21 protein-coding genes are annotated in these 22,663 nt (G+C 38.8%); all 21 read left to right on the top strand.

The window, feature by feature from the left end; translation table 11 throughout:
- Complete coding sequence (locus BUB52_RS14890; protein WP_157183383.1) at nt 1-594, top strand: ParB N-terminal domain-containing protein; 594 nt, start codon at nt 1-3, stop codon at nt 592-594.
- A 1-nt stretch (nt 595) separates the two neighbouring features.
- Entirely contained in the window at nt 596-1,138 is a 543-nt protein-coding gene (locus BUB52_RS14885; protein ID WP_009120380.1) for a DNA-packaging protein, read from the top strand.
- Nucleotides 1,138-2,454, top strand: a complete 1,317-nt coding sequence (locus tag BUB52_RS14880) for a phage terminase large subunit (protein ID WP_009120381.1) — start codon at nt 1,138-1,140, stop codon at nt 2,452-2,454. Before BUB52_RS14885 ends, BUB52_RS14880 begins: the two co-directional genes overlap by 1 nt.
- Nucleotides 2,451-2,990 (top strand): hypothetical protein, encoded by a 540-nt coding sequence (locus BUB52_RS14875; protein ID WP_009120382.1) that lies wholly within the window; start codon nt 2,451-2,453, stop codon nt 2,988-2,990. Before BUB52_RS14880 ends, BUB52_RS14875 begins: the two co-directional genes overlap by 4 nt.
- Complete coding sequence (locus BUB52_RS14870) at nt 2,987-3,418, top strand: hypothetical protein (protein WP_009120383.1); 432 nt, start codon at nt 2,987-2,989, stop codon at nt 3,416-3,418. The genes BUB52_RS14875 and BUB52_RS14870 overlap by 4 nt, the downstream gene beginning before the upstream one ends.
- A 2-nt stretch (nt 3,419-3,420) precedes the next feature.
- Nucleotides 3,421-3,894 (top strand): hypothetical protein, encoded by a 474-nt coding sequence (locus BUB52_RS14865; RefSeq protein WP_009120384.1) that lies wholly within the window; start codon nt 3,421-3,423, stop codon nt 3,892-3,894.
- A complete protein-coding gene (locus BUB52_RS14860) occupies nt 3,875-4,879 on the top strand; it encodes a hypothetical protein (RefSeq protein ID WP_009120385.1) in 1,005 nt (334 codons plus the stop codon). Before BUB52_RS14865 ends, BUB52_RS14860 begins: the two co-directional genes overlap by 20 nt.
- On the top strand, nt 4,876-6,720 hold the full coding sequence (locus BUB52_RS14855; protein ID WP_009120386.1) for a hypothetical protein: 1,845 nt from the start codon (nt 4,876-4,878) through the stop codon (nt 6,718-6,720). The genes BUB52_RS14860 and BUB52_RS14855 overlap by 4 nt, the downstream gene beginning before the upstream one ends.
- A 2-nt stretch (nt 6,721-6,722) precedes the next feature.
- On the top strand, nt 6,723-9,983 hold the full coding sequence (locus BUB52_RS14850; RefSeq protein ID WP_009120387.1) for a phage tail tape measure protein: 3,261 nt from the start codon (nt 6,723-6,725) through the stop codon (nt 9,981-9,983).
- Nucleotides 9,980-10,213, top strand: coding sequence for a hypothetical protein (locus tag BUB52_RS14845; RefSeq protein ID WP_009120388.1), 234 nt, complete (start codon nt 9,980-9,982; stop codon nt 10,211-10,213). The genes BUB52_RS14850 and BUB52_RS14845 overlap by 4 nt, the downstream gene beginning before the upstream one ends.
- A 199-nt stretch (nt 10,214-10,412) precedes the next feature.
- The gene (locus BUB52_RS14840) at nt 10,413-10,976 is read left to right on the top strand and encodes an RNA polymerase sigma factor (RefSeq protein WP_009120389.1); all 564 of its coding nucleotides are present in this window, start codon (nt 10,413-10,415) and stop codon (nt 10,974-10,976) included.
- A 172-nt stretch (nt 10,977-11,148) separates the two neighbouring features.
- A complete protein-coding gene (locus BUB52_RS14835) occupies nt 11,149-14,127 on the top strand; it encodes a TonB-dependent receptor domain-containing protein (RefSeq protein WP_039950141.1) in 2,979 nt (992 codons plus the stop codon).
- A 30-nt stretch (nt 14,128-14,157) separates the two neighbouring features.
- On the top strand, nt 14,158-15,588 hold the full coding sequence (locus tag BUB52_RS14830) for a hypothetical protein (RefSeq protein WP_009120391.1): 1,431 nt from the start codon (nt 14,158-14,160) through the stop codon (nt 15,586-15,588).
- 7 nt (nt 15,589-15,595) lie between these two features.
- Nucleotides 15,596-16,897: an alkaline phosphatase family protein gene (locus tag BUB52_RS14825; RefSeq protein ID WP_118047641.1), complete on the top strand. Its 1,302-nt coding sequence runs from the start codon at nt 15,596-15,598 to the stop codon at nt 16,895-16,897.
- Nucleotides 16,898-17,185: 288 nt separating this feature from the next.
- A complete protein-coding gene (locus BUB52_RS14820) occupies nt 17,186-18,322 on the top strand; it encodes a Clp protease ClpP (RefSeq protein WP_157183384.1) in 1,137 nt (378 codons plus the stop codon).
- A gap of 17 nt (nt 18,323-18,339) precedes the next feature.
- Nucleotides 18,340-19,407, top strand: coding sequence for a hypothetical protein (locus tag BUB52_RS14815; protein ID WP_009120394.1), 1,068 nt, complete (start codon nt 18,340-18,342; stop codon nt 19,405-19,407).
- Between the two features lie 14 nt (nt 19,408-19,421).
- A complete protein-coding gene (locus tag BUB52_RS14810) occupies nt 19,422-20,033 on the top strand; it encodes a hypothetical protein (RefSeq protein ID WP_009120395.1) in 612 nt (203 codons plus the stop codon).
- 4 nt (nt 20,034-20,037) lie between these two features.
- Nucleotides 20,038-20,649: a hypothetical protein gene (locus tag BUB52_RS14805; protein WP_009120396.1), complete on the top strand. Its 612-nt coding sequence runs from the start codon at nt 20,038-20,040 to the stop codon at nt 20,647-20,649.
- 18 nt (nt 20,650-20,667) lie between these two features.
- Complete coding sequence (locus BUB52_RS14800; RefSeq protein ID WP_009120397.1) at nt 20,668-21,864, top strand: hypothetical protein; 1,197 nt, start codon at nt 20,668-20,670, stop codon at nt 21,862-21,864.
- Entirely contained in the window at nt 21,836-22,351 is a 516-nt protein-coding gene (locus tag BUB52_RS14795; protein WP_009120398.1) for a DUF6712 family protein, read from the top strand. The genes BUB52_RS14800 and BUB52_RS14795 overlap by 29 nt, the downstream gene beginning before the upstream one ends.
- 2 nt (nt 22,352-22,353) lie before the next feature.
- The coding region (locus tag BUB52_RS14790) for a hypothetical protein (protein ID WP_139259725.1) at nt 22,354-22,663 on the top strand (310 nt) is incomplete at its 3' end.

Raw genomic sequence — 22,663 nt, 5'->3', positions numbered from 1 at the left:
ATGGATATACAGAATATTGCAATAGATAAAATCATTCCATATTGGAATAATGCCCGGAACAATAGCAAGGCTATCAAACCGGTAGAGGAATCAATCAAGAAGTTTGGCTTTAACCAACCGCTTGTAGTAGATAAGAATCTTGAAATCATTGTCGGCCATACACGATACTTTGCTCTCTTAAATCTTGGATATAAGGAAGTACCTTGTATAGTCGCTGATTTGGACGAAGAAAAGGCACGCCAGTATCGTATTGCTGATAATAAGACATCGGAGTTTGCATCATGGGATGAAGATAAACTGATACGTGAACTTAGGACTATGAATGTCCCTGCAGATATGCAAGATTTCTTTTTTGAGCCAATAGAGCAGTTACTCGGATTTGATGTAAACTTTACTCCGGCAGATGATTATGCAACAGAAGATATGCAAGCAGAGGAAGTACAGCGGGAGTTCAGTCAGGAAATGGAACGTCAAGAGAACGAGGCTTTCAAAAAGAAAACGGAACGTATTGAAGAGAACTTAGAGCAAGAGAAGACCGAATATATTGAAATGGCATGTCCCCATTGTGGAGAAATAATCAGAATGAAGAAGTGATATGGCAGCACCAACGGGAAATAAATTTTGGATGTTAAGGAGTAAGCATGGGAGAGATAAACTCTTTTCCACGCCGGAACTTTTGTGGGAAGCTGCATGTGAGTATTTCCAATGGTGCGATGAAAATCCTTGGCTTTCCAAAAAAGCTGTTCAAAAGACAGTTCCTGTGAAAAGAAAGAAAGGGAAGAAAGTGGAAACTGTTAATGAGCAGCAAGTGCAACAAGAAGTTTCCCCGACTTCCCGTCCATACTCCCTTACCGGATTTTGTATTTACGTAGGCGCTTCATCCAAATGGTGGAGCACCTTTCGTACGGAATGTAAAAATAAGAATGACGAAGATTTTTTAGAGGTCATCGCACGCGTGGAAGAAACAATCGAAACGCAGCAGTTTGAAGGTGCATGTGTCGGTGCTTTTAATGCGAATATCATTGCTCGTAAACTTGGGCTTGCGGATAAGCAGGAAGTAGATCATACGAATGCAGGGAAAGAGTTTAAGTCATTTTCATTTCTTCCATATACCAAAGAAGCGGAGAGTGTGAAGTGATGGGAGAGAGAGTCAACATAAAACAGCGTTTAGCCTATAACTATCTTCGTGACGATGTTACGAAGTTCTTATGTTATGGTGGTGCCGGTGGCGGTGGTAAGTCATGGCTCGGTTGTGAATGGCTGATGCAATGTTGCCATTATCTTCCCGAAACTCGTTGGTTTGCGGGGCGAAATAATCTCAAAGACAGTCGAGCATCTATAGCGGTGACATTTGTTAAAGTGGCTAACTCTCATGGCTATCCATATTATCACTTGACAAATGACGGTATCAAGTTCGATAATGGGAGTGAGATTATCTTTTTGGATTTGACATATTACCCCTATAAAGATCCGATGTATGAACGTTTCGGCTCCTTGGAATTTACGGGTGGATGGATCGAAGAGGCGGGTCAAGTGAATAGATTGGCCTTTGAAGTGTTACAGACCCGTATAGGGCGGCACTTGAATGATGTCTATAATGTTCCAGGGAAAATTCTTATTACTTGTAATCCCAAAAAGAATTGGTTATACGATAAATTTTATAAACCATGGAAAGAGCATAAGTTAAAAGATGGTTATGCTTTTGTACAGGCGTTGGTACAAGACAATCCATTTGCAACAGAAGACTATATAAACACTTTGAAAAATACTAATGATAAAGTAACGAAAGAGCGTTTGTATTTCGGCAATTGGGAATATGATAATGATCCGGCAGTACTTTGTGATTATGATGCCATTTGTGATTTATTTGTAAATGAGCATGTACAACCGGTAGGCTTATCAACAGGTTCTTCTGACCTTGCCATGAAAGGCCGAGACCGTTTTGTCAGTGGGCATTGGATAGGTAATGTATGCTATATCAGATTAGACCAGGAATACAGTACGGGCAAATCCATTGAAGCAGACCTTAAAAACATGATGATACAGTGGAGTATTCCACGCAGTATGATGATAGTTGATAGCGATGGGCTGGGGAGTTATCTTGAAAGTTATCTGAATGGTATCAAAGAATTTCATGGCGGTAATCGCCCGATTAATCCGGAGTTTGACAATCTGAAATCAGAGTGCGCTTTTAAGCTCGCAGAACTGATAAATAACCGACAGATAAGGATTATATGTACGGAAGCCCAAAGAGAGCGTATAATTGAAGAATTAGGAGTTTTAAAGCAAGACCATATAGATGCTGATACCCGAAAGAAAGGAATAATCAGTAAAGAGAAAATGAAAGAGATTCTTGGTCATTCTCCGGATTATCTTGATATGCTGATAATGGCAATGTTCTTCCGTATCAAGCCAATTCCCAAACGACCAAAAGCAAAATTAGGACAGATATGACAGTAAAAGAATTTTTGATATTAAGTGAGGTGGCAAGCAATGCTATTGAACTGTTGGAGCGGATAAGAAAGCTTCCAAAGCCGGACTTCATTTCGGGAGTTCGTTTGCCGGATAATCTGAATGATGCCACTATTGGGCAACTTATGGGGCTGCAATCTATATCAAGCGATATTGATTGCATAATGATGCCATGTCATGTCCTTTTGGGGTTATCGGTTGAACAAATAGAAGCATGTGAGGTAGAGGATGTTTTGGGCTTTTCCTCATGGGTTACTAAAGAGGTGGAACGGATAACCAAGCTGTTTGAAACAACGAGTGTGGCGCCTACTCCTGAGGAAAAACGTGCGGGTGTGGATCAGTTATCATTTGGCTTGTTTGGGTTGGTGGACTATTATGCAACCCGTATGGGAATTACTGACCATGAGCAGGTAGAAAGTGTTCCATGGGTCAGAGTGTATAAATGTCTTGATATGGATGCAGAGAAGATAAGATATGAACGAAGATTACGTAAAATTTATCAAGATAATAACAAATGAACACAAGTGTAGAGAGGAAAATAGCGTCTGTTGCAGAAAAGCTGAAAGACATAACCTATTTGTTTGATAACTGGGCGACGGCTAACGTCCGGTTGGATAAAATGCCATTACCGGCTATGGTTAACTTACTGCCTGTATCCGGTAAGTTCGTTATATCCAGAACACAGTTGAAGGATTGCCCTAACTGTATGATAGCATTTGCAGATAAGACAAGGTTTGATTTCGACGGGGTGGAGAATGATAAGGTTATTGAGAGGTGCAAAGGATATGCCGTACAGTTTATCAAAGAACTGAATAAAAGCGGACTGTTTGAGTGGGTGAGTGATGAAGTACCTTACTCCATATTTTACGATAAGTTGGATGTGAATGTTACTGGGATAATGATAGAATTGAAACTTAAAGAGGTTCAAGGAGTACCTATGTGTTAGTTATGGAAGATAGGAGAAAAGAAATAAAAGGTATTCTGATTGAGGAGTTGGACAGTCTTCGGCAACGTATCATTGAGAATCATATACGGGCTGGGCAGCGTGCAAGTGGAAGGACTATCAAAAGCTTGCATGTTGTGGTAGATGATAATCATGGCTTCTTGTTTGGTAGGCAGGCTTTCGGCGTATTGGAAACGGGACGCAGACCGGGGAAAGTTCCTAAAGGATTTTATAAGATTATCCGGCAGTGGATGATGGATAAGGGGATTCAAGTAGAGAAGCCTAAGTCTTTTGCATACCTCGTAGCTCGGAAAATAGCTCGAGAAGGTACTGAACTATATCGGACAGGAAAGCATGAGGACATATATTCAAAAGATATTGAACTAACAATACAAAATATAATGAATCGTGTATTTGGTATTTTCTCAAAGGATGTACAACATATAAATTTGAATAACAATGCGAACAGCAATATTTGAAAATAATCATCAGATATGGTATCCTGATGCTGTGTGCTTCTGTTTTAATCCACAAGAGATAACAGTTCAAACTAATAATACAGTGACTATCAGCATTGCGGCCAATGGGAAAAAATATACAGATGTAAGGAGTTCTTATTCAGGAAAAGTATATGCTGATATTTCGTGTTATATGCGTTCTTTCTTTTCTGTTGATACTTCATTGTTACAGTCAATTCGAGTGTCGGTAACGGTTTCTACGAGTGTTGATAATTTTAGTTTTACTACTGATAGTATTTGGGGAGCAATTAATATTGGTGAGGTATTTAATGCACCTCGTGTAGTGAGATGGTTCCGAAAGTTTCCTTTTACTTTCTCATTGTTTGTGGCTGAGGGAGCGACTGTTCGCTTTCGTTATGACCAAAATAGATATGTTACAAAAAACTTATCCGCAGGATTAAATCACATCAATGTTGCAGGATTGGTTCCGTCAGCTAAAGATTTTGCGGTAATTCGTCTGGATGAGGATTTGCCTGCCAGTACATTTGAATACACGTTTGATAATACGTTTACTCCGATAGGTGATGGGGCTGTTATAAATAGGTTGGTAGTAGATTCTTCAGAGTGTGGTATTTATCTTCGTTGGATAGATAGACATGGTTTTTATCAGTATTGGTTGTTCCAGATTGGGGACAATATATTGCAGGTAAGTACAAATGGTGAATTGCTCTATCAAACTTTTTCGGACAACAAATATGCTTATTATGGGGTATCACGTCAATCTAAGAAAATGCAGAAATCTATAAAGGCTTGTGCTACACTTATAGATCAGGACACATTTGATATGTTGTCTACTTTACATACATCTCCTTTAATTGATTTGTATCATGAGGGGAAATGGTTCCCTGTAAGATTGGCAACGGGAACAGTGAATCATCTACGGAAACCTCTACAGGATTTTGAAATTGAGATAATGTTACCAGAAATAATATCACAGATCTTATGAAAAAAGAATTATTTATTGATGGTGTAAAGGTTGATTTGGGAGAGGATACAAAAATCACATTAAATCTTAAAAGCAATTTGTTTTCTGATTTAGGTAAAATTGTCAGTAATAATAGCTATACGATAAAACTACCCAAAACAGTACATAATCAACGTATCATAGAACATGCTGATATGCCTTCATGTAGTACTGGGTACCCAAGAAAATACCACCAAGCAAGATATTTCCGTAACGGAGTAGAGATAATCTCAAATGCCAAGGCTGTACTCCTATCGGTTTCTGATACCATTGATATTGCCATTACATGGGGAAATATAACGGTATTGGCAGGTATCGTAGAGAATAATAAATCTCTGAATGAACTTGTTGATAATGGTTATTATATGACTTGGAGGCGAGAAATCAGTAATTATCAATATTGGAATTCCTTTATTGTTTCTGATATGAATATGGGGATAAGAAGCTTTGATACTTTAAACTATGTGCATCCCAGTGTAAGGGTTCGTTGGATATTAGACCGTATATCCGCTGATAATGAACTTGGCTTTTTATTCTCAAATGATATTGTGGAAAGATATATTAGCAAGTTGATTGTTCCATTATTGACGCGTCATGGTCGAGGGTTTGATGTAAATAATCAATTTGGATTGGCTGCGAGATATAATAACGGAGTAAGATATGACTATTACTTGACTGCAATATTGAAAGATGCCTATGCTAATAGTTTTTTGGCGGTAATCAATGCCGGTACCAGTAATTCGGGAATAAAAATTCTCAAAGAAAGTACTAAGATTAGAATATCGGCAAGAATGTTTTTTGATTTTGCTAGTACGGTTCCGGTAAATCCTGCTTTTGTGGTATATAAAGTGATGGATGGGAGAGCTGAAGAAGTGTTTTCTGCTGATGCTTCTGAATTACAAGGAAAAGGTGGGCAGACTTGGACTGCGTATTTTGATTTTGAGGATGAAACATCTGCATTATCAGAGGGGGATATTATTTATTGTGCTTTCCGTGATACGGGATATTTTGTTAATAATTGGGGAACAGATTCTTTTTCTCTTACTTTAGCACCCTATATTGACGAAGCGATAGTAGAGGGGCAGGGGAGCGATGGGTATTACCCCATAATACCCAATCTGCCGGATATAAAGCAGGTTGATTTTATTAAAACGATTGCTGCAATATCCGGAACATTTGTAGTCGTCGTTAACGATACTACTTTGGGCTTTTTTTCTGTGGATGATATTATATCGAATCGAAATAAGGCATACGATTGGACGCGTAAAGTGGTTGCTCCTTTCAAAGAAAATAAACCACAAGAAATTAGTTACTCGCTTGAAGATTTTGCGCAAAAGAATTTACTTACATGGAAAGAAGATAATACAGTAAAGGGTGATTATAATAGTGCCTTGTATGTGAAAGATGAAACAATTGAGGTTGAACGTACTGCTATTGAACTTCCATTTGCCGCCACTGATATGTCTTTTGGCAGAGCTTCTATTCCATTGTATGAATATTCCGGTAGTGAGACTGTTGGGAAAATGAATAGTGTAGAGCCACGGTTATTGGTTGAGGTGGATAATAACGGAAAGTCTAAAGCGTCATTCGAAGGGTTGAGGTGGGACACTTTGGTAAACAGAAATTATGAATCATACCAGAAAATTATTCGTAATCCGATTGTGATTAGCGAAAAGGTTGAAATTAGTGATATTGAGTTGAAAGAGTTAGATGTGACTATTCCTGTTTATTTAGGTCAATATGGTAGATATTATGCTATATTATCTGTAAAGGCAGAAGATACGGGGATATGTGAGTGTAAATTATTGCAATTGGAAGTGTAACTATGGAAAATGTAGAAGAAAGAGTACTGGATATCCGGGTGAGATATGACGATGCTATCCGAAAAATAGCAGAATATCGTACTCAGTTGGATGTTTTACATCAAGTTGAGAAAACGCTTAAAGAGGATTTAAAGGCGGGGCGTATCAGCCGTGAAAAGTATAATCTGAAATTAACTGAAAATAAGGTTGCCGCTCAAAAATACACAGATGCCATTCGTGTTTTGAATAAACACATTCAAAATGAATATAAGGAGCAAACAGAGCTTGAAGGTAGCTTGGTTAGATTACGTGCAGAGCTTTCTAATCTGACTGCTTCTTATGACAGGTTAAGCCGTGCAGAACGTAACAGTGCCAGAGGTAAAGAGATTCAAGATAAGATAAATGCTATTACCGATGAATTGAAAGAAGCGGAAGAAGGCACGCAACGCTTCTATCGGAATGTCGGCAACTATGAGGAAACTTTGAAAAGATTTGTAGGTATCAATAATGACTTTGCAAACTCCTTGTTGAACATCGCCCAGAACTCAAACGGAGTGAAAGGATTTTTCTCCAATATGAAGGTGGAAGCATCTGCTTTAGGTTCAACACTAAAAGCATTATTGAAGAATCCGGTATTTATGAGTATCGCAGGTGTGGCTGGAGTTAGCTTTGCTTTCAAATGGTGGTATGACTACAATAAGGGGATAAAGGAAGCTACTAAATTAACGAAGCAATTTACGGATAAGTCCGGTGATGACTTGAAAATCTATCGGAGTGAAGTACAAGCTTTGGCTGATTACTACAGTAAAGATTTCCGGGATATGTTGACTGCTATTAATTCCGTAGAAAAGCAGTTTGGCATATCTTCTGATGAAGCGTTGAAAGTAATCAAAGATGGTTTCATTGCCGGGGCGGATGCAAATGGAGAGTTTCTATCTGCTTTGAAAGAATATCCGGCGTACTTCAAAGAGGCTGGTATATCTGCGGATCAGTTTGTTGCTATTGTTGCAGAAACCAATAAGCAGGGTGTTTTCTCTGATAAGGGAATTGATACTATCAAAGAGGCGAACACCCGGCTTCGGGAAATGACTACATCAACGGCCAGTGCATTGGATGGTATCGGTATCAGCTCTAAACAAGTTCAGGAAGATTTGCAGACAGGAGCAAAGACTACTTTTCAAATCATGCAGGAAGTATCTGCCAAATTGGATGAACTACCGGAAAGCAGTGCGGTGGTTGGAACCGCAATAGCCGATATCTTTGGCGGTCCGGGAGAAGATGCCGGCTTACAATATATCCGCACCTTGAAAGATATTTCTGTGAATTTGGATGAAGTCAAGGGTAAGACCGGGGAATTGGGTAAAGTGGAAGATGATTTGCTTGCTTCCCAAGCGGAGCTAACGAAAGAGGTCGCTTTGCTTTTTGATGCTACCGGCAGCTCATTTGAAAAGATGACGGCTAAGGTTGAGACTTTTGTTAATGACGTTTTATCCTCTTTGATTAAAGATGTACGAACTTTGTTTGAATCGGTAGAGGATATAACGGAACGGGAAACAAAAGCGGCAGTTGAGCTTGGAAAGAATGTTGCAGAGGCTAATGTCGGAGATGAATATGCCAAGATAGAGGCGGCACGGGCTCGGTATGTGAAAGCGGGGCTTTCAGAGGAAGCAGCTATGAAAAAAGCCAAAGAAGAAAGACTGCAGATGCTGAACTTATCCCTGAAGCAGGAAGAAGAATACTTGCAGGAAACTGTTGCCATCAATGAGAAATACAATAAAGAACTGCGGGATGCTTCATTCTGGCGTCAAGGAATTGGTAAAGACCGTTCCAATGCAGTCATAAACAAGGATATTGCTTCTTCATGGAATAATCGCATGGCACAGTTGTCGGCTGTGGAGTCCAGGAAAGAGACTATTAACTTGGTGTCTTCATATACTGGAGATGCCGATAAAAAGAAAACGCCAATTGTAGACCCTAAAGCTGTGGCCGAAGCTCTAAAAATCAAAAAGAAAGAGCTGCAAGAGATACGTAAGGCTGAAGATGAAATGCTAAAACTCATTAAAGATAGCCGGGAAAAGCAGACACAAGAAATAGAATATGAGTACAGCCGGCAAATTGAAGACTTGAAAATCCGTTTGGAGACCGAAAAGGACTTGACACCTCGTGCCAAAGATGAAATCGGAAAACAGATTCTTTCTCTTGAGCAACAGAAAACTATTGCTTTACAAAAGCTCTCTGATGAAGAACTGAAAAAGGATATTGAAAATCGGCAGAAGCTTATCGCCTTGCAGCTTGATTCTGTAAAGGCTGGTAGTGAGCAGGAGTATCAACTAAAGATGCAGCAACTCGTAGCCCAACGTGATGCAGAGCTCCAGCAGAAGGAGCTAACAGAGCAGATGAAACTTGCTATCGTGGAGAAGTATAACAAGAAAATTGATGATTTATCAAAACAGCATGACAATGCTGTAATTAAGAAGCAAGAGGATGCAATGAAACTTCGCTTTGAAACTGAGATAGCCCAAGCATATGGTAATGAGCGGGAGATTCTCCGTATTAAGATGGAACAGAAGCTTGCAGAGTTGAATGCTATGCAGCAACTTGAGGGGGAAAGTATAGAAGCTTTTAATTTGCGTAAACTTCAGGCTCAAAATGAATATAATGATGCAAAAAAAAATGTTGCAGATAAAGAAATAGCTATTGAACAAGCCAAATATGATGCTATGGCTACTGTTACAAATGGACTTATTGCTTTGACAGATGAGATAGGCAATCAAGACCGTAACTTTGCCATTGCAAGCAAGGCTTTGGCTCTTGCTGAAATTGCTATCAATACTGGTAAAGCCATTTCTAAAATGATTTCTGCTGAAGCTGGTAAGGGAGTCGTTGGACTTGGTACAATGGCAAGTGGTATAGCTACTATACTTTCTAACATTGCGGCTGCCATTTCTACGGTAAAAAGTGCTAAATTTGCACAGGGTGGTTCAGTAGTAGGCCCGGGTTCGGGCACAAGTGACTCTATACCGGCAATGTTATCCAATGGTGAAAGTGTAATGACAGCCGCTGCGACTTCTATGTTTGCGCCGTTATTATCGGCCTTTAACCAAATGGGTGGTGGTATTCCTATCAACGTAACAACCTCATCCAATCAGGCAACGGGTGAGGATATGCTTGCAAAAGCTGTTGCAAGAGGTATGATGATGGCTCCGCCACCGGTATTGTCCGTAGAGGAATTTACTTCTGTTGCAGATAGAGTAAAGTATGTCGAGAATCTTGGTAGTGTATGAATGCGTATGAGTTATTAATTCTGAATAGGAACATCCTCCAAGCAATGGATGGTGTTTCTCTTGATGTTGGGGATGTGAAATATATTCCCGTATATCAAGATTATGTTCGCTTATCACAGGAAGGACATAAAAAAACTTATATCATGCAATATTTATCTGATGAGTATAATATTGCAGAAAGGACAATTTATCGAATCATTGATAAATTTTCAACTACAGTTAATATCTGAGGTTTCATTGTGAATTATTTTTTTAATTCTGTGTTCAACCCTAATTAGGATATAAATGCCAGGTGTTTTTTCTTGCTAAAAATAAAAATGTTGAAAACAAATTTGTATATATAGTTTGTAACTAAAATGTAATTTTCTTGTAATCAGGTATGTTTTAATTGCTCTATAGATTTGCAATCTATTTTAATACACCCAGGTTATGATAATGACAAAGGTTACTTATGAGGATGAATATTTGTTTTCACTACTAAAACAAGGTAATCAAGATGCTTTTACACAGCTTTACAATAAGTATTCTTCGATGCTTTATGGTCTGTCGTACAGGTATTTGCAAGATAGGAATCTCGCAGAAGATGTCGTTCAGCAGGTTTTCTTGCACCTGTGGGAAGTACACTCCACTTGCCATATTAAAGTACACTTGAGAAATTATCTTTATACTATGACGAAAAATTATTTGTTAAATATGATTCGGGATACGAATGATATAATCGCAAGAGAGGATATGAAAGGAACTGAACAGAATAATATTATTGATGATGGCTTACAAGAAAAACTTGAAGAAGAAAGGAAGTTCGGCTATTTACGTTGGGCTGTAAAGCAACTGCCAAGTTGCAAACGGGAGATTTGCCTGTTGAAAATATATAGGGGATTGAACAATCAAGAAATAGCGGATGAATTGAATATACCGATAAACACAGTCAAATGTTACTATACGCAATCTTTGAAGCTACTGAAATATTATCTTAGAAATCATGTTGAATAGAGGCAGGGTTGTCAATGTTCCTTCATTTCATAAAGAAATAACGTGAGTATGGCTGAAATGAAACTGACATACAAAAGAAATGTAGCCGTTATACACTTTTGAACATACTCTGTGTCAATAGTACGTAAAAGATATTATTGAATCAAATTTATTAATTACTTAACGTACTAAAATGAGAAGAGGTATTTTGATTGTTTTGACTGTTTTGCTGAGCACATCTTATATGATGGCTACTCAGAAAACAATATTAGAGCGTAAAAAAGCAGAAAAGGGCTACGTCTTGACATCCGATGAGGAGGTCTCAAAAAAAGTGGTTACGGTTAAAATGAAAGGTGTTATTTTTGACAAGAAAACACAGGAAAGATTGCCAGGAGTAACATTGGTACTAAGCGATAATCCTTCGATTGGAACGGTTACTAACATGGATGGCGAATTTCAGATAACGGCTGTCCAGGGATCTAAATTGAAAGTGTCCTATATAGGATATGAAACTCAGCTGCTAGCTGTAAACCTGGATGACAACATTAAAGTAGAGCTTGACCAAGACAATTTCAAACTGGATGAGGTTGTAGTAACTGGGCAAGGTGCAGAAGTACAGAAACGGCGTTTATCATCGAATGTAACGACAGTCAACAGTAAAGAACTGGAACGTATGAAGCAAGGGCGAATCGATCAGATATTGCAGAACTCCCTACCTAATGTGCAAATTACGATGGCCAGTGGTCAAGCTGGCGCCACTTCATTAGTTAAATCAAGAGGTCTGTCATCTGCCTATTCTAATTCTACTCCAGTAATTTATGTAGATGGCGTACGTGTGGATAATATGAATACGGGAGCCACTTTAAATAACTCTTTAAGCGGTAACAGTGCCGTGACTGGCTCTATAGGTGATATTCCTATGGAAAACATTGACCACATAGAATATGTAACAGGCGGTGCAGCTACTACACTTTACGGTTCAGATGCTGCCAACGGGGTCATCCAGATTTTTACTAAAAAGGGAACAGAGCAAAAGATTTCTTTTTTTGCTGAAACCCAGTTAGAGGCGGATGTGGCTTCTTCACAATTTTATCATTTTAAACGTACAAAAGAATTGTTGCATCAAATAGGATTTACTCAAAAATACCGTATTGGCTTTGATGGTGGAACTGAAAAATATGGCTATAGTTTTGGAGCGAACATGAGCAACAGTACCGGTACCCTGATAAAGAATGGGAACGAAGACCGTAAGTATGACCTACGTTTCGGCTCAAGAGTGAAATTCAACAAAGTTCTTGAGTATCAGAATTCATTTGGTATGGTGATACAGGACTTTGCCCGTAGCCGTAACGGTAACCAAGGTGGATATACAGGATTGTGGTTTACGGAAGGTGCAGCCGCAACTAATTTTAAATATACAAATACCGAAGGCAAGCAAGTAAACTATGGAGCCGATTTGGATGCCTTGGATGATTATGCTTTTGCCCAAATGAAATCTTTTGTAAACACAGCTGAAGCATTACAGAATAACCGGGAATCTGTGAAACGTTTCCAAACTTCACAGTCTTTAAGTTATGCCCCGTTAACCAACCTCACCTTTAAAGGTATACTAGGAGTGGATTATCGTCTGAATAATAATAAGAACATCATTACCAATGAATATCTGATACATACCCAGCAAAAGCCAGAAGGTACGTCAGACGCGGGAAGTATTTCTAATTTTGACCGTAATTACTTTGGTTTGACTATCGATATAAATGGACAACACAGATATCGTTATAGGGACATCTTCAGTCTGATTTCTACAGCTGGTTTCCAATTTTTTAGCACATACGACCACCAATCTGTTTATAATGGTACCAATGTGCGAGATGGTGCGCAAATTGTAGCAGGGGCAGGAACATTGACTTCCAATGAATGGCTGAGTTATCTATATAACTATGGCTATTTTATCCAGGAGAATATCGGCTTTTTAGATCGTTATTACATAGATCTGGGACTACGTTCGGATTACAACACAGCTTTTGGTGACAATGTAGGTTGGCAGTATTATCCGAAAGTGGGAATTTCCTATGTACTTTCCGAAGAACCCTTCATGCAAAGTCTGAAAGAAAGTAATTTTATTAACAATGTACGTATCTTGGCAAACTATGGTGTGGCAGGTAGCTATCCGCCAGCCTTTGAATATCAACGCACAGTAGCTTTCAATTCATTTCAAGGACAACAAGCCGCTTCTTTCGGTAAATATGGAAACCCGGATTTGGCTCCAGAAAAGAAACATTCTTATGAAGCGGGTTTTAATGCGGTTCTTTTTAATCGTATTTTAAATCTTGGCTTTACTTATTATTATGCTTTGACTAAAGATGCCCTTTTCAGTATTCCGTCTCTTCCCTCATCTGGACAGTCGGCCAACTATCTGTCTAATGTAGGGGAAATTGAGAACAAAGGTATTGAATTGAGTGTAGGATTGCAACTGGTAGATACTAAAGACTGGAATGTTCGCTTGAATGCATCATACAACACCAACCATAACAAGGTTCTGAGTATCGGTAATGCAGTACCATTTGCTATTGGTGGTTTCTCGTCAAGAACAGTGCAAACTGTAGTAGCTGAAGGACAGCCGGTAGGTTTCATCCGCGGTTACAAAGCTGTACTGAATTCGGATAACTCATTAAAAGAAATTCTTCCTTTACAGAATTTAGGGTCCACACTCCCTACCGGATATGGAAACTTCTCTCTTTCTGCAAGCTATAAAAATCTGTCTTTGATGATTAACGGTGATTATCAATACGGAGCATACGTACATTCGTTTGACCGTCAATTCCGTTTCTCCAAAGGATTAAAAGACGGTGCAATACCGGAAAAAGCTTTGGAAGGATTAGATCAAGGTGCCAATTGGTTAAATTTTACAAACTTTTTCGTAGAAAAATCGGATTTTGTGAAAATTAGGAATATTGGGATTTCCTATGACTATAAGCCTGAAAAGTATTTGAAGAACATCAATTTTGGTTTTAATGTCTATAACCCGTTTGCCTTTACGGCTTCTTCTGTAGATCCTGAAGCAGCTTTGGCAGGAGCCCGTTCTCAAGGTGCAGTAGCCGTAGGTGGACTAAATTATTCTTCATACTCCACTCCTCGGCAATATGTAGGTTCTATTCGTATCTCTTTCTAAAAATGTCCAACTCTTAATGAAATAATAAAAATGAAGATAAAAAACTATATTCTCTTAGGGGCTTTAGCCTTATCATGCGCATCATGCGAGCTGTTGCAGCCCAATGATATTATCAATCCTAACGTGGACGAAAAGACGTTCTTGCAGACTCCAAATGCAATGAGTACTTGGGTAAATGGAGCCAATCGTTCATTTGCCACCATTATAGGTACGTATGTGGAACTCATAGAAATACTATCTGATAATTACTTCAATAATTACAGCCAAAGCAACAAAGTTTTTGATTTCCCTACAATCTTATACACAGATGTGGATGTCACAAACTTGCAACGCCATATTGGTACATTACGTGAAACCGCTATTCAGGGGTTAGAAGTGGTGGCTGCAGCTGATGCGACTACTACAGATGCTCAGCGTTTCAACCTTTATTATATAAAAGGTTTTTCTTATTTACTGGCAGGAGAGTATTTTCTTGCGCTTCCTGTTGAAAACGGAGGAGAGGTAAAAAGTTGGCAGGAAAATTTGAATCTAGCGATTTTCACCTTTACAGAGGCTTTGAACTATACTAATGATGCTGGTAAAAAAGCATTCATAAATACAGTGATAGCCCGCTCTTATTATAGGTTAGGAGACAAAACAAATGCTGTGCAATATTCAAATAATGCGTTAGCCTTGTCCAAGGACTTTGTAGAGCAGATTGAATATGATGGAGATAACGGTGTAGAAAGTTCTATACAAGGATATATCTACGGAACAAACTTTCAGCCGTTGCCTCGACTTGATTTTCTTGATCCGAAATATTTTCAGAAAAACAGCGCAACTGAAGCACGTCCTATCTGTATAGCTAAAGCGGAAGAAGCTTATCTGATTTTGGCCGAAGCAGCTTTAGCTGATAATGATCTTAATGGAGCAAAAAGTATTTTGAAGGAATTGTTGGCACTTGTAAAAAAACGTCCGGTAGAAACCGATATTAACGACCAATTAGAAGGACGTTATAACGGAGGATACAAAGAATATCCCAACAGTTCCGAATACAAAGTAGCTGCTTCGGCTGAAGATGAACTAAGAAGTGGGTTAGTACTTGATCGTCAAATGCCCAATTTAATTTCTATTCCTTACATTTCAGGAACTTCTGTCACAGAAGCGATGATAGATAATCCAACCACAGTGGATAATTTACTGGAAATACTTTATCTTATGCGTCAGGAGATATTCATAGCAGAAGGACGGCGGGTAGCTGATTTAGGAATTCGGCTGCCGATATGTGAAACAGAAGCTGCAAACACTCCGTCAGCTGCCAATTATACAACCGCTCAAATCCCTCCCTTTATTCCTTTAAATCAGGAGATGGATGCCTTCGAAATGAATAAGGATACTAAAACAGTAGTTATTAAATACAATATGAATCGTGTTATCGTACAAAATAAATCTTCAGAATATGTGGCTCCTTTCTTTAACTAATCAAACGATGAAACTGAAAAGAAATATTTTAATGTTTTTATGTAGTTGTTTAATAGGCACCGTGACTGCTGCCGACCGTTCTAAACACGTCATTCTTATTACCATTGATGGAATGAGATCTGAAATGGTAACAGATAGTACAATGCCTTCACCCAACTTAAAAAGAATGAAGAGGGATGGATTGTTTGTGGAACGTATCAAAGGAATTACTCCGACAGCTACATACCCTTCACACATAACTATTGTGACAGGAGTAGAACCTGTTCAACATCGTATCTATTATAACTCTCCTTTTACAGAGAACAGACCAGGAAATGTAAGCTATTGGTATGCAGACTCTATCAAAGCAACTACAATCTGGGATTCTGCAAACCAAAACGGGTTGATCGTAGCCTCTCTTTTTTGGCCTGTATCTGTAGGAGCAAAATCCATTCATTATAATGTACCTGAATTTTGGTCGGTAAAGCCCGTTGCCAATCAATTGGAATACATCAAGCCCTACTGTACTCCGAAAGGCTTTTTAGATGAGTTGGAACGGGAAGCCACTGGAAAATTAAACCATAAAAACTTTAGTGCTGGTTCTATGGATAGAGATGCTCGCACTGCCGCAATGGCCAATTATATTATGAATACCTATAAACCCAATCTAATGACAATACATCTGATTACTACTGACTATGCCCAACATGCTACAGGATTGAGGTCTGACAGAGTGAGTGCAACAGTAGGAAGTGCCGACCATGCTGTAGGGTTGATTCTGGAGAATTTGGAACGGAATAAGTTATTATACAATACTACCGTAATTGTATGCGGTGACCACGGCTTTGTGAACTATAGTAGAAGTATTGTTCCGAACGTATGGTTAGTGCAAGAAGGTTTGTTGAGTGAAAAACCCGGAGGAGAGTGGAAAGCTTGCTTTCATGGAGCAGGAGCTATGATGTTTCTTTATCTAAAAGACAAGAATGATCAAACTACTTTGAATAAAATTCGCAAAAAACTGACTTCATTACCAGATACGACCCAAGCATTATTCCGTATAGTAGAAAAAGAAGAATTAGGCAAGGTAGGGTGTGACCCAGAAGTGGCGTTTGCGTTGGAGCCCGTAAAAGGAGTAGCTGTTGCTACTGCTCGTACCGGAGCGGATGTTATAGAGAAATTTGGAGGTAAGCATGGCTATCTATCAGGTATTGACCCTACGACATTAGTAGCATTTGGATGCGGGATTGAGAAAAAGGAATTACCAGTTATGAAACAAACGGATATAGCTCCTTTTATAATGAAGCTTCTGGGTATCGATTTTGGGAAATAAAGTAATATAGAAACAAAAGACTATTTGAAAATAGAAAAGTGAATTAGTCTTATTGATATTTATAAGCTGAAACAGAGGTATTCCCCTATTTTTGCCTTGATTTTGGAAATGCAAGGTAAGAATGGGGGAATTTTCATATTTCAATCTATAAATGTATGTCTTTTAATTCTATCAGAACTGTTCTTGTTATTGCTAAAAGTTACTGACAGAGCGTGTCAGTGGAATGAACTCCTTATATTCTTCAAGCCGTATCCTGTTTTCTACCTTTGTTACAAACAATTATGTGATATGGCAAAATTATACATTAATAAGGACATTGTAGCTGATAGAGATAAGCTGGAGAGTTGGTATTTGACCGGAGATGAAGGGCTTTCGTTTCCAGATATTCAATATTTTCTTTCATGGCTTGACCCGGCTGACCCTACAATTGATATTGAAATACATTCATGCGGTGGTGATACAGTTGAGGGGTATGCGATTTATGATGCATTACGTGCATCGGGTAAGGAAATTTCTTGTACTGTCGTTGGAAGATGTGCTTCTATGGCGACAATTATTCTACTGTCTGCACCGTTGGAACGCAGAAAGGCTTATCCTCATGCAAAGTTTCTCATTCACAAACCATATTTGGCAAAGTATGACGATGTCTTAGACCTTGAAACGATAGAAACCCTTAAATCAAGTTTGGAAACGGAAAAAGCTAAGATGTTGGCTGTCTATGTTGAAAGGACAGGGACAGAGCCAAATGTATTGGAAACTCAAATGAATAAAGAAACATGGTTTGGTGGAGAAGTTGCAAAACAATTAGGATTTATATCTGCTGTTCTTGTCCCAACTACAGCAAAAGGAATCGATTATAAACTTAATAGTAAAAAAATGAACAAAGAAAAACAAGTGACAGTGAAGCAATCTATCATTGATAAGTTGCTTGCCAAATGTGGCTATCAAAAGATTGAGGATATTCCAGTAATATCTATGGAGTTGACAGACGCCGAAGGTAATATACTGACGGTGGAACGTGAAGAGGGAGAACCGCAAGTTGGGGATGCCGCGTCTCCTGATGGTGAACATGTTATGCCTGATGGGAAGACTATCATCGTAACCGATGGAGTAATTACGGAGATTAAAGATCAGGAGGAAGAAAGTGGTGATGAGGAGATTGAGGCTTTGAAGGCCCGCATTGAAGAACTTGAAGCGGAAAATGCGGCTTTGAAAGTTAACGCCCGTACAGTTGAGGACAATAAGATTCTGAATGCTGTAAAGATGGCAGGTGGGGAAAATTGGTTGGCGAAGCATTGCTCAACCTACAGGGTTTCCTTACGTGCCCAGACTTTTAAGACAACTGTTGATTCTCAGGTAAATGCAGAGGAAACACCTATTCAGAGGAAGTTGAGAGAAGAAAGAGAAAAGCGAGCTAAAAAGTAAAGAAAGGAGATTTGAGTATGCCTATTTTGGATTTTTCAAAATTGACACCGGACAATCAGGCGGTGAAGGATTTGAAAGACTTGATTGAATTGACAGTCTTTCAGAATGAGGATATGGAGCGTTTTATGACGTTCATGCCTAAAGTGACCAATGGTAAGAAAGTTGGTTTTATTGGTGAAATGGAGGATGTGGGTATCGCAGGCTCTGGATGTGATCCTACATATCAAAAGGTGGCTATTGCTGCAGCCCAAAAGGTTTGGGAAATTGGTGATTGGCAAGTTCCATTGGAAATGTGTTATGAGGATTTGGAAAACACTATTGCTAAATATTGCCTAAAAACCGGTACTAATATTGCGGACCTTACTTCTACTGAGTATATGGATGGAATCGTCCTTCCGAAGCTAACGGAAGCAATGATGAAAATGTTGTGGCGCTTTACCTGGTTTGGAGATAAGGATGCTGCCAATGTTGAAGGTTCAGGGCAAATTACAGATGGTTTGAATGTTGAATTGTTTAAAACATGTGACGGTTTCTTTAAACGTTTGTTTGCTATATGTACAGCTAATGCTGGCCAGCATACTGTCATATCAGCCAATGCTGAAGCATCTTATGCTTTGCAAAAATCCAAAATGAAAGAATTGGGTGCTGCAACTTCCATATTTGATGCAATGCTTGAAGATGCGGATAGTCGTATTTTCCAAAAGTCCGGACATGCAATTTTTGCTACGAAATCATTGTGTGATTCTTTATCTCGTGACGTGAGAGAAAAATATAAGGTTATTATGCCTTGGGAAGTTATTTTTGACGGACTTGAAGTAGGGGAGTATGACGGTGTTACAGTTGTAAAATGCTCAATTTGGGATCGATTTATCCAAGCATATCAGAATGATAAAACCAAATTGAATCTTCCCCATCGTGCTGTTCTGTGTTCTCCGGAGAATCTGATGTACGGCTGTGAAGGTGATAACCCTATGTCAGACCTTGATATCTGGTTTGAAAGAAAATCCCGTAAGAATTATATCTATTCTACAGGTAAACTTGGTTCTATGATTGGCGAGGATAATCTGATACAAGTTGCATATTAGGAAAGGAGGTATTTATGGGAGTATGCGATGATATTTTGAAGAAAGATATTTCTCCGTCTTGTGATGATCCAGTTGTACAAGGTTTGGAGCAGGAAGGTGTGATAATGAATCGTGCAGATGTAGACTTTGCTGCAACGCTATTCAATTCTACCCGTAAGAATGTGATTGAAACATTAGCCATGAAGACGGGAAAGAAAGCATATAAAGTTATTGTACCAGGAAAGGCTCCATTTACAGGAACTACCACAGCTTTGGCTACTGGTACATATCGCAATTCATTCACAAACACTCTTGTACTTGTGATTCTAGCTAATGATCCGGATGTTTGTGCAGATATTATTGACGGCTTGGCTAACGGTTCTTACGTTGTAGTGTTGGAAAATAAATATAAGGGGTTACAAAAAGAAGCAAATCCGGGCGATGCCGCTTTTCAGGTTTTTGGATATTATCAAGGTCTTACAGCTACTACTATTGAAAACAATAAGTATAGTGAAGATACAGAAGGCGGATGGACTGTAACACTCGAAGAACAGAAAGCTCCAAAGTCAGCTTTATTCTTGTATAAAACAAGTTATGAAGCTACTAAAACTGCTATTAATACTTTAACGGCCGAACCGGCAGAGTAGAGGTATGACAGTTTTAGAAGTGGTTGATAAATTGAAAGAGTTGGGGGGTAAACTCCCCCTCTCTTCTTCTGATAAATCAGACATTGAAGTAATATATCATGAAGTCTTCGGACGAACTTTTATTAGAACTTCATGTAGTGATTGCTATCGTGATGCTGTGATTGAGATGTATTCATATTTAAAAAAATACGGAAAGATGAAAGAAAAATCAAATTATGCATTGAAAAATGGTGTCTTACTCCAGGCTGGCTTTGGGAGTGGTGAAATGTATACCAATGATAATCTAACTGATGAAGCGGCAGAAAGATTTCTTGCGGGAAATCCTAAAGGGATAGTGTTTTTTGCTTTAACGCCTTCTGATTGGGAGGAAAGGGTTGAAAAACGCAAGAATCCGGTTACGGCTTTGGATGAGACTTTAGTTTTAGAATTAGTGAAAGCTTTCCAAGTGGAAGGTGCTACTGTCAAAATAGTGAAAGAAGCGTTTAAAACTTATCAAGTAGACGGGAAAAAAGTGACTGTTAAGTTATTGGATGCTCATATAAAAAAAGCCCAATCCCTTCTTGAACCAGAACAAGAAGCGGCGGACAATGGAGTAGCCAGAGAAATGGTAGAATAAAAATGACCTCACGGAACAATGAATGTAAATGATTTAAAGAAGAAAAGTAATAGGCGTGTTGATACGGGATACTTACGTAATCTTGGCATTCAAAGCTATGGTGATGATAACCTATATCCCCAACATTTAAGAAATATCATTGCAGCGAGTTCAACGGGCAGTGAATGTGCGGAACGTTATGCCAATTTTATAGAAGGAAACGGTTTCCGTGAGGTTGCTTTTTCTGAATATGTAGTTAACCGTCGTGGGGATACGGCAGATGATATTCATGCTCTTGTTTGTAGGGATGTTGCGGATTATGATGGGATAGCAATACATGTAAACTATAATATGTTTGCTGATATAGTAGAGATACAGCATGTCCCCTTTGAGAATTGCCGTTTATTAGAAGAAGATGAAACCGGATATATTGCAAAGATTGCGGTTCATCCGGATTGGACAGGAAAGAAAACTCGTAAGGGTAAGGCTATTAAGGTTGTACAGGAGAATGTAGAGTTCATCGATGTTTTTAATCCTTGTAAAGAAGTGGTGTATGCACAGATTCGTGCTGCAGGAGGAATTGAAAACTATAAAGGACAGATATTATGGATTAGTAACACAGGAAAATTTGTGTATCCTGTCGGAAGGGCTGACCGGGTGATTACGGAAATGAGTACGGATGAAGGATTAGCCAATGTGAAGTACCGTAATGTACGCTGTAATTTCATGCCTTCTGGAATGCTTATCACTAAAAAAGGTTCTGCATCAGTTCGCATTGATGAAAATGGAAATCAAATTAAAGATGATAATCAAACAGAAGATACCGGATTCTCTGAGACTTTTGAACAGTTACAAGGAGACACTAATGCCAATAAAATCTTAGAAACAATATTGGAATCTGATGAAGAAAAGCCGGAGTTTTTAGATATCAGTCCCAAGAACTATGATAAAGATTTTACAGTTACCGATGCTAGTGTGGTAGAGCGTGTTTATTCCGCTTTTGGGCAGGAACCTTGGTATTGTATTCGTATTGGTAAGGTGGGTTTTTCCGGTGAGATATTGGAGGATGCTTTTGAGTATTATAACTCTATTGTATCAAAACAACAGCGAATGATTGAACGTGCTTTTCAAAAGATTTTTGCGCATTGGTATGAGCCAGTCAATCCTTCTAATGACTTTAGTGTACAACCGCTTAAATATGTAAGAAATGCAACCGTATCTAATAACAACAGATGAAGTGTCTAAGTTGGCCCGTACGATGTCGGTACATATCGATACGGAAAAGATAGAAACATATATTCGAGAATCGGAGAATATTGATTTGAAATCGGCTTTAGGTGATACTTTGTTTTTAGACGTGAAAGACCACCCGGATAATTATAGTGAATTACTCAATGGCGGTTCTTATAATGCAAAATGTGGTGGAAAACGCTTTTTTGTGGGTCTAAAAACCGCATTAGCTTATTATACTTATGCCCGTATGGTGAAGAATGGGGATGGTAATGTTACCCGTTTCGGATTTATGAATAAGGGTAACGAATATTCGTCCCATTCTGATTTTAAAGAGAAGCTTATGGCTTATAATGATGCTTTTTCTATGGCCGACCAATATTTAAAAGAGTGTGTACGCTATTTGAATGATAATAGAGAATCTTTTCCACTATATAGAGGAAATGGGGGACTGGCCGCAAACCGTATAACATGTAGAATTTTGGGTGAATAATTATGAAAGAGAATTTTAATACATTAAGACAAAGGGCAACTCAAATAAAAAATGAAGTTGAGGACGGCGCTAATACTTCTGCAAGAGTAGGCTCATTTTGTGAGGACGTAGTAGATACAATGACTGGTACCATTACGGAATATAATGTTTCCGTCCAGCATCCGACTTCGGGAATCGACGGAAGCAACAAGTACAGTCTGGAAAGCGCCATCGCCCAAGTCCCGCAAGAACTTAGGAATGTAGGGCTGAAGGTGTCGTTCATCAATTCGGATGGTAAGGTAGAAACATGGGAGTTCCAGGGCGGGACGTTTA

It is taken from the genome of Bacteroides clarus YIT 12056, assembly GCF_900129655.1.
Classification (GTDB): Bacteria; Bacteroidota; Bacteroidia; order Bacteroidales; family Bacteroidaceae; genus Bacteroides; species Bacteroides clarus.
This window is presented reverse-complemented; position numbering and strand designations above follow the sequence as displayed.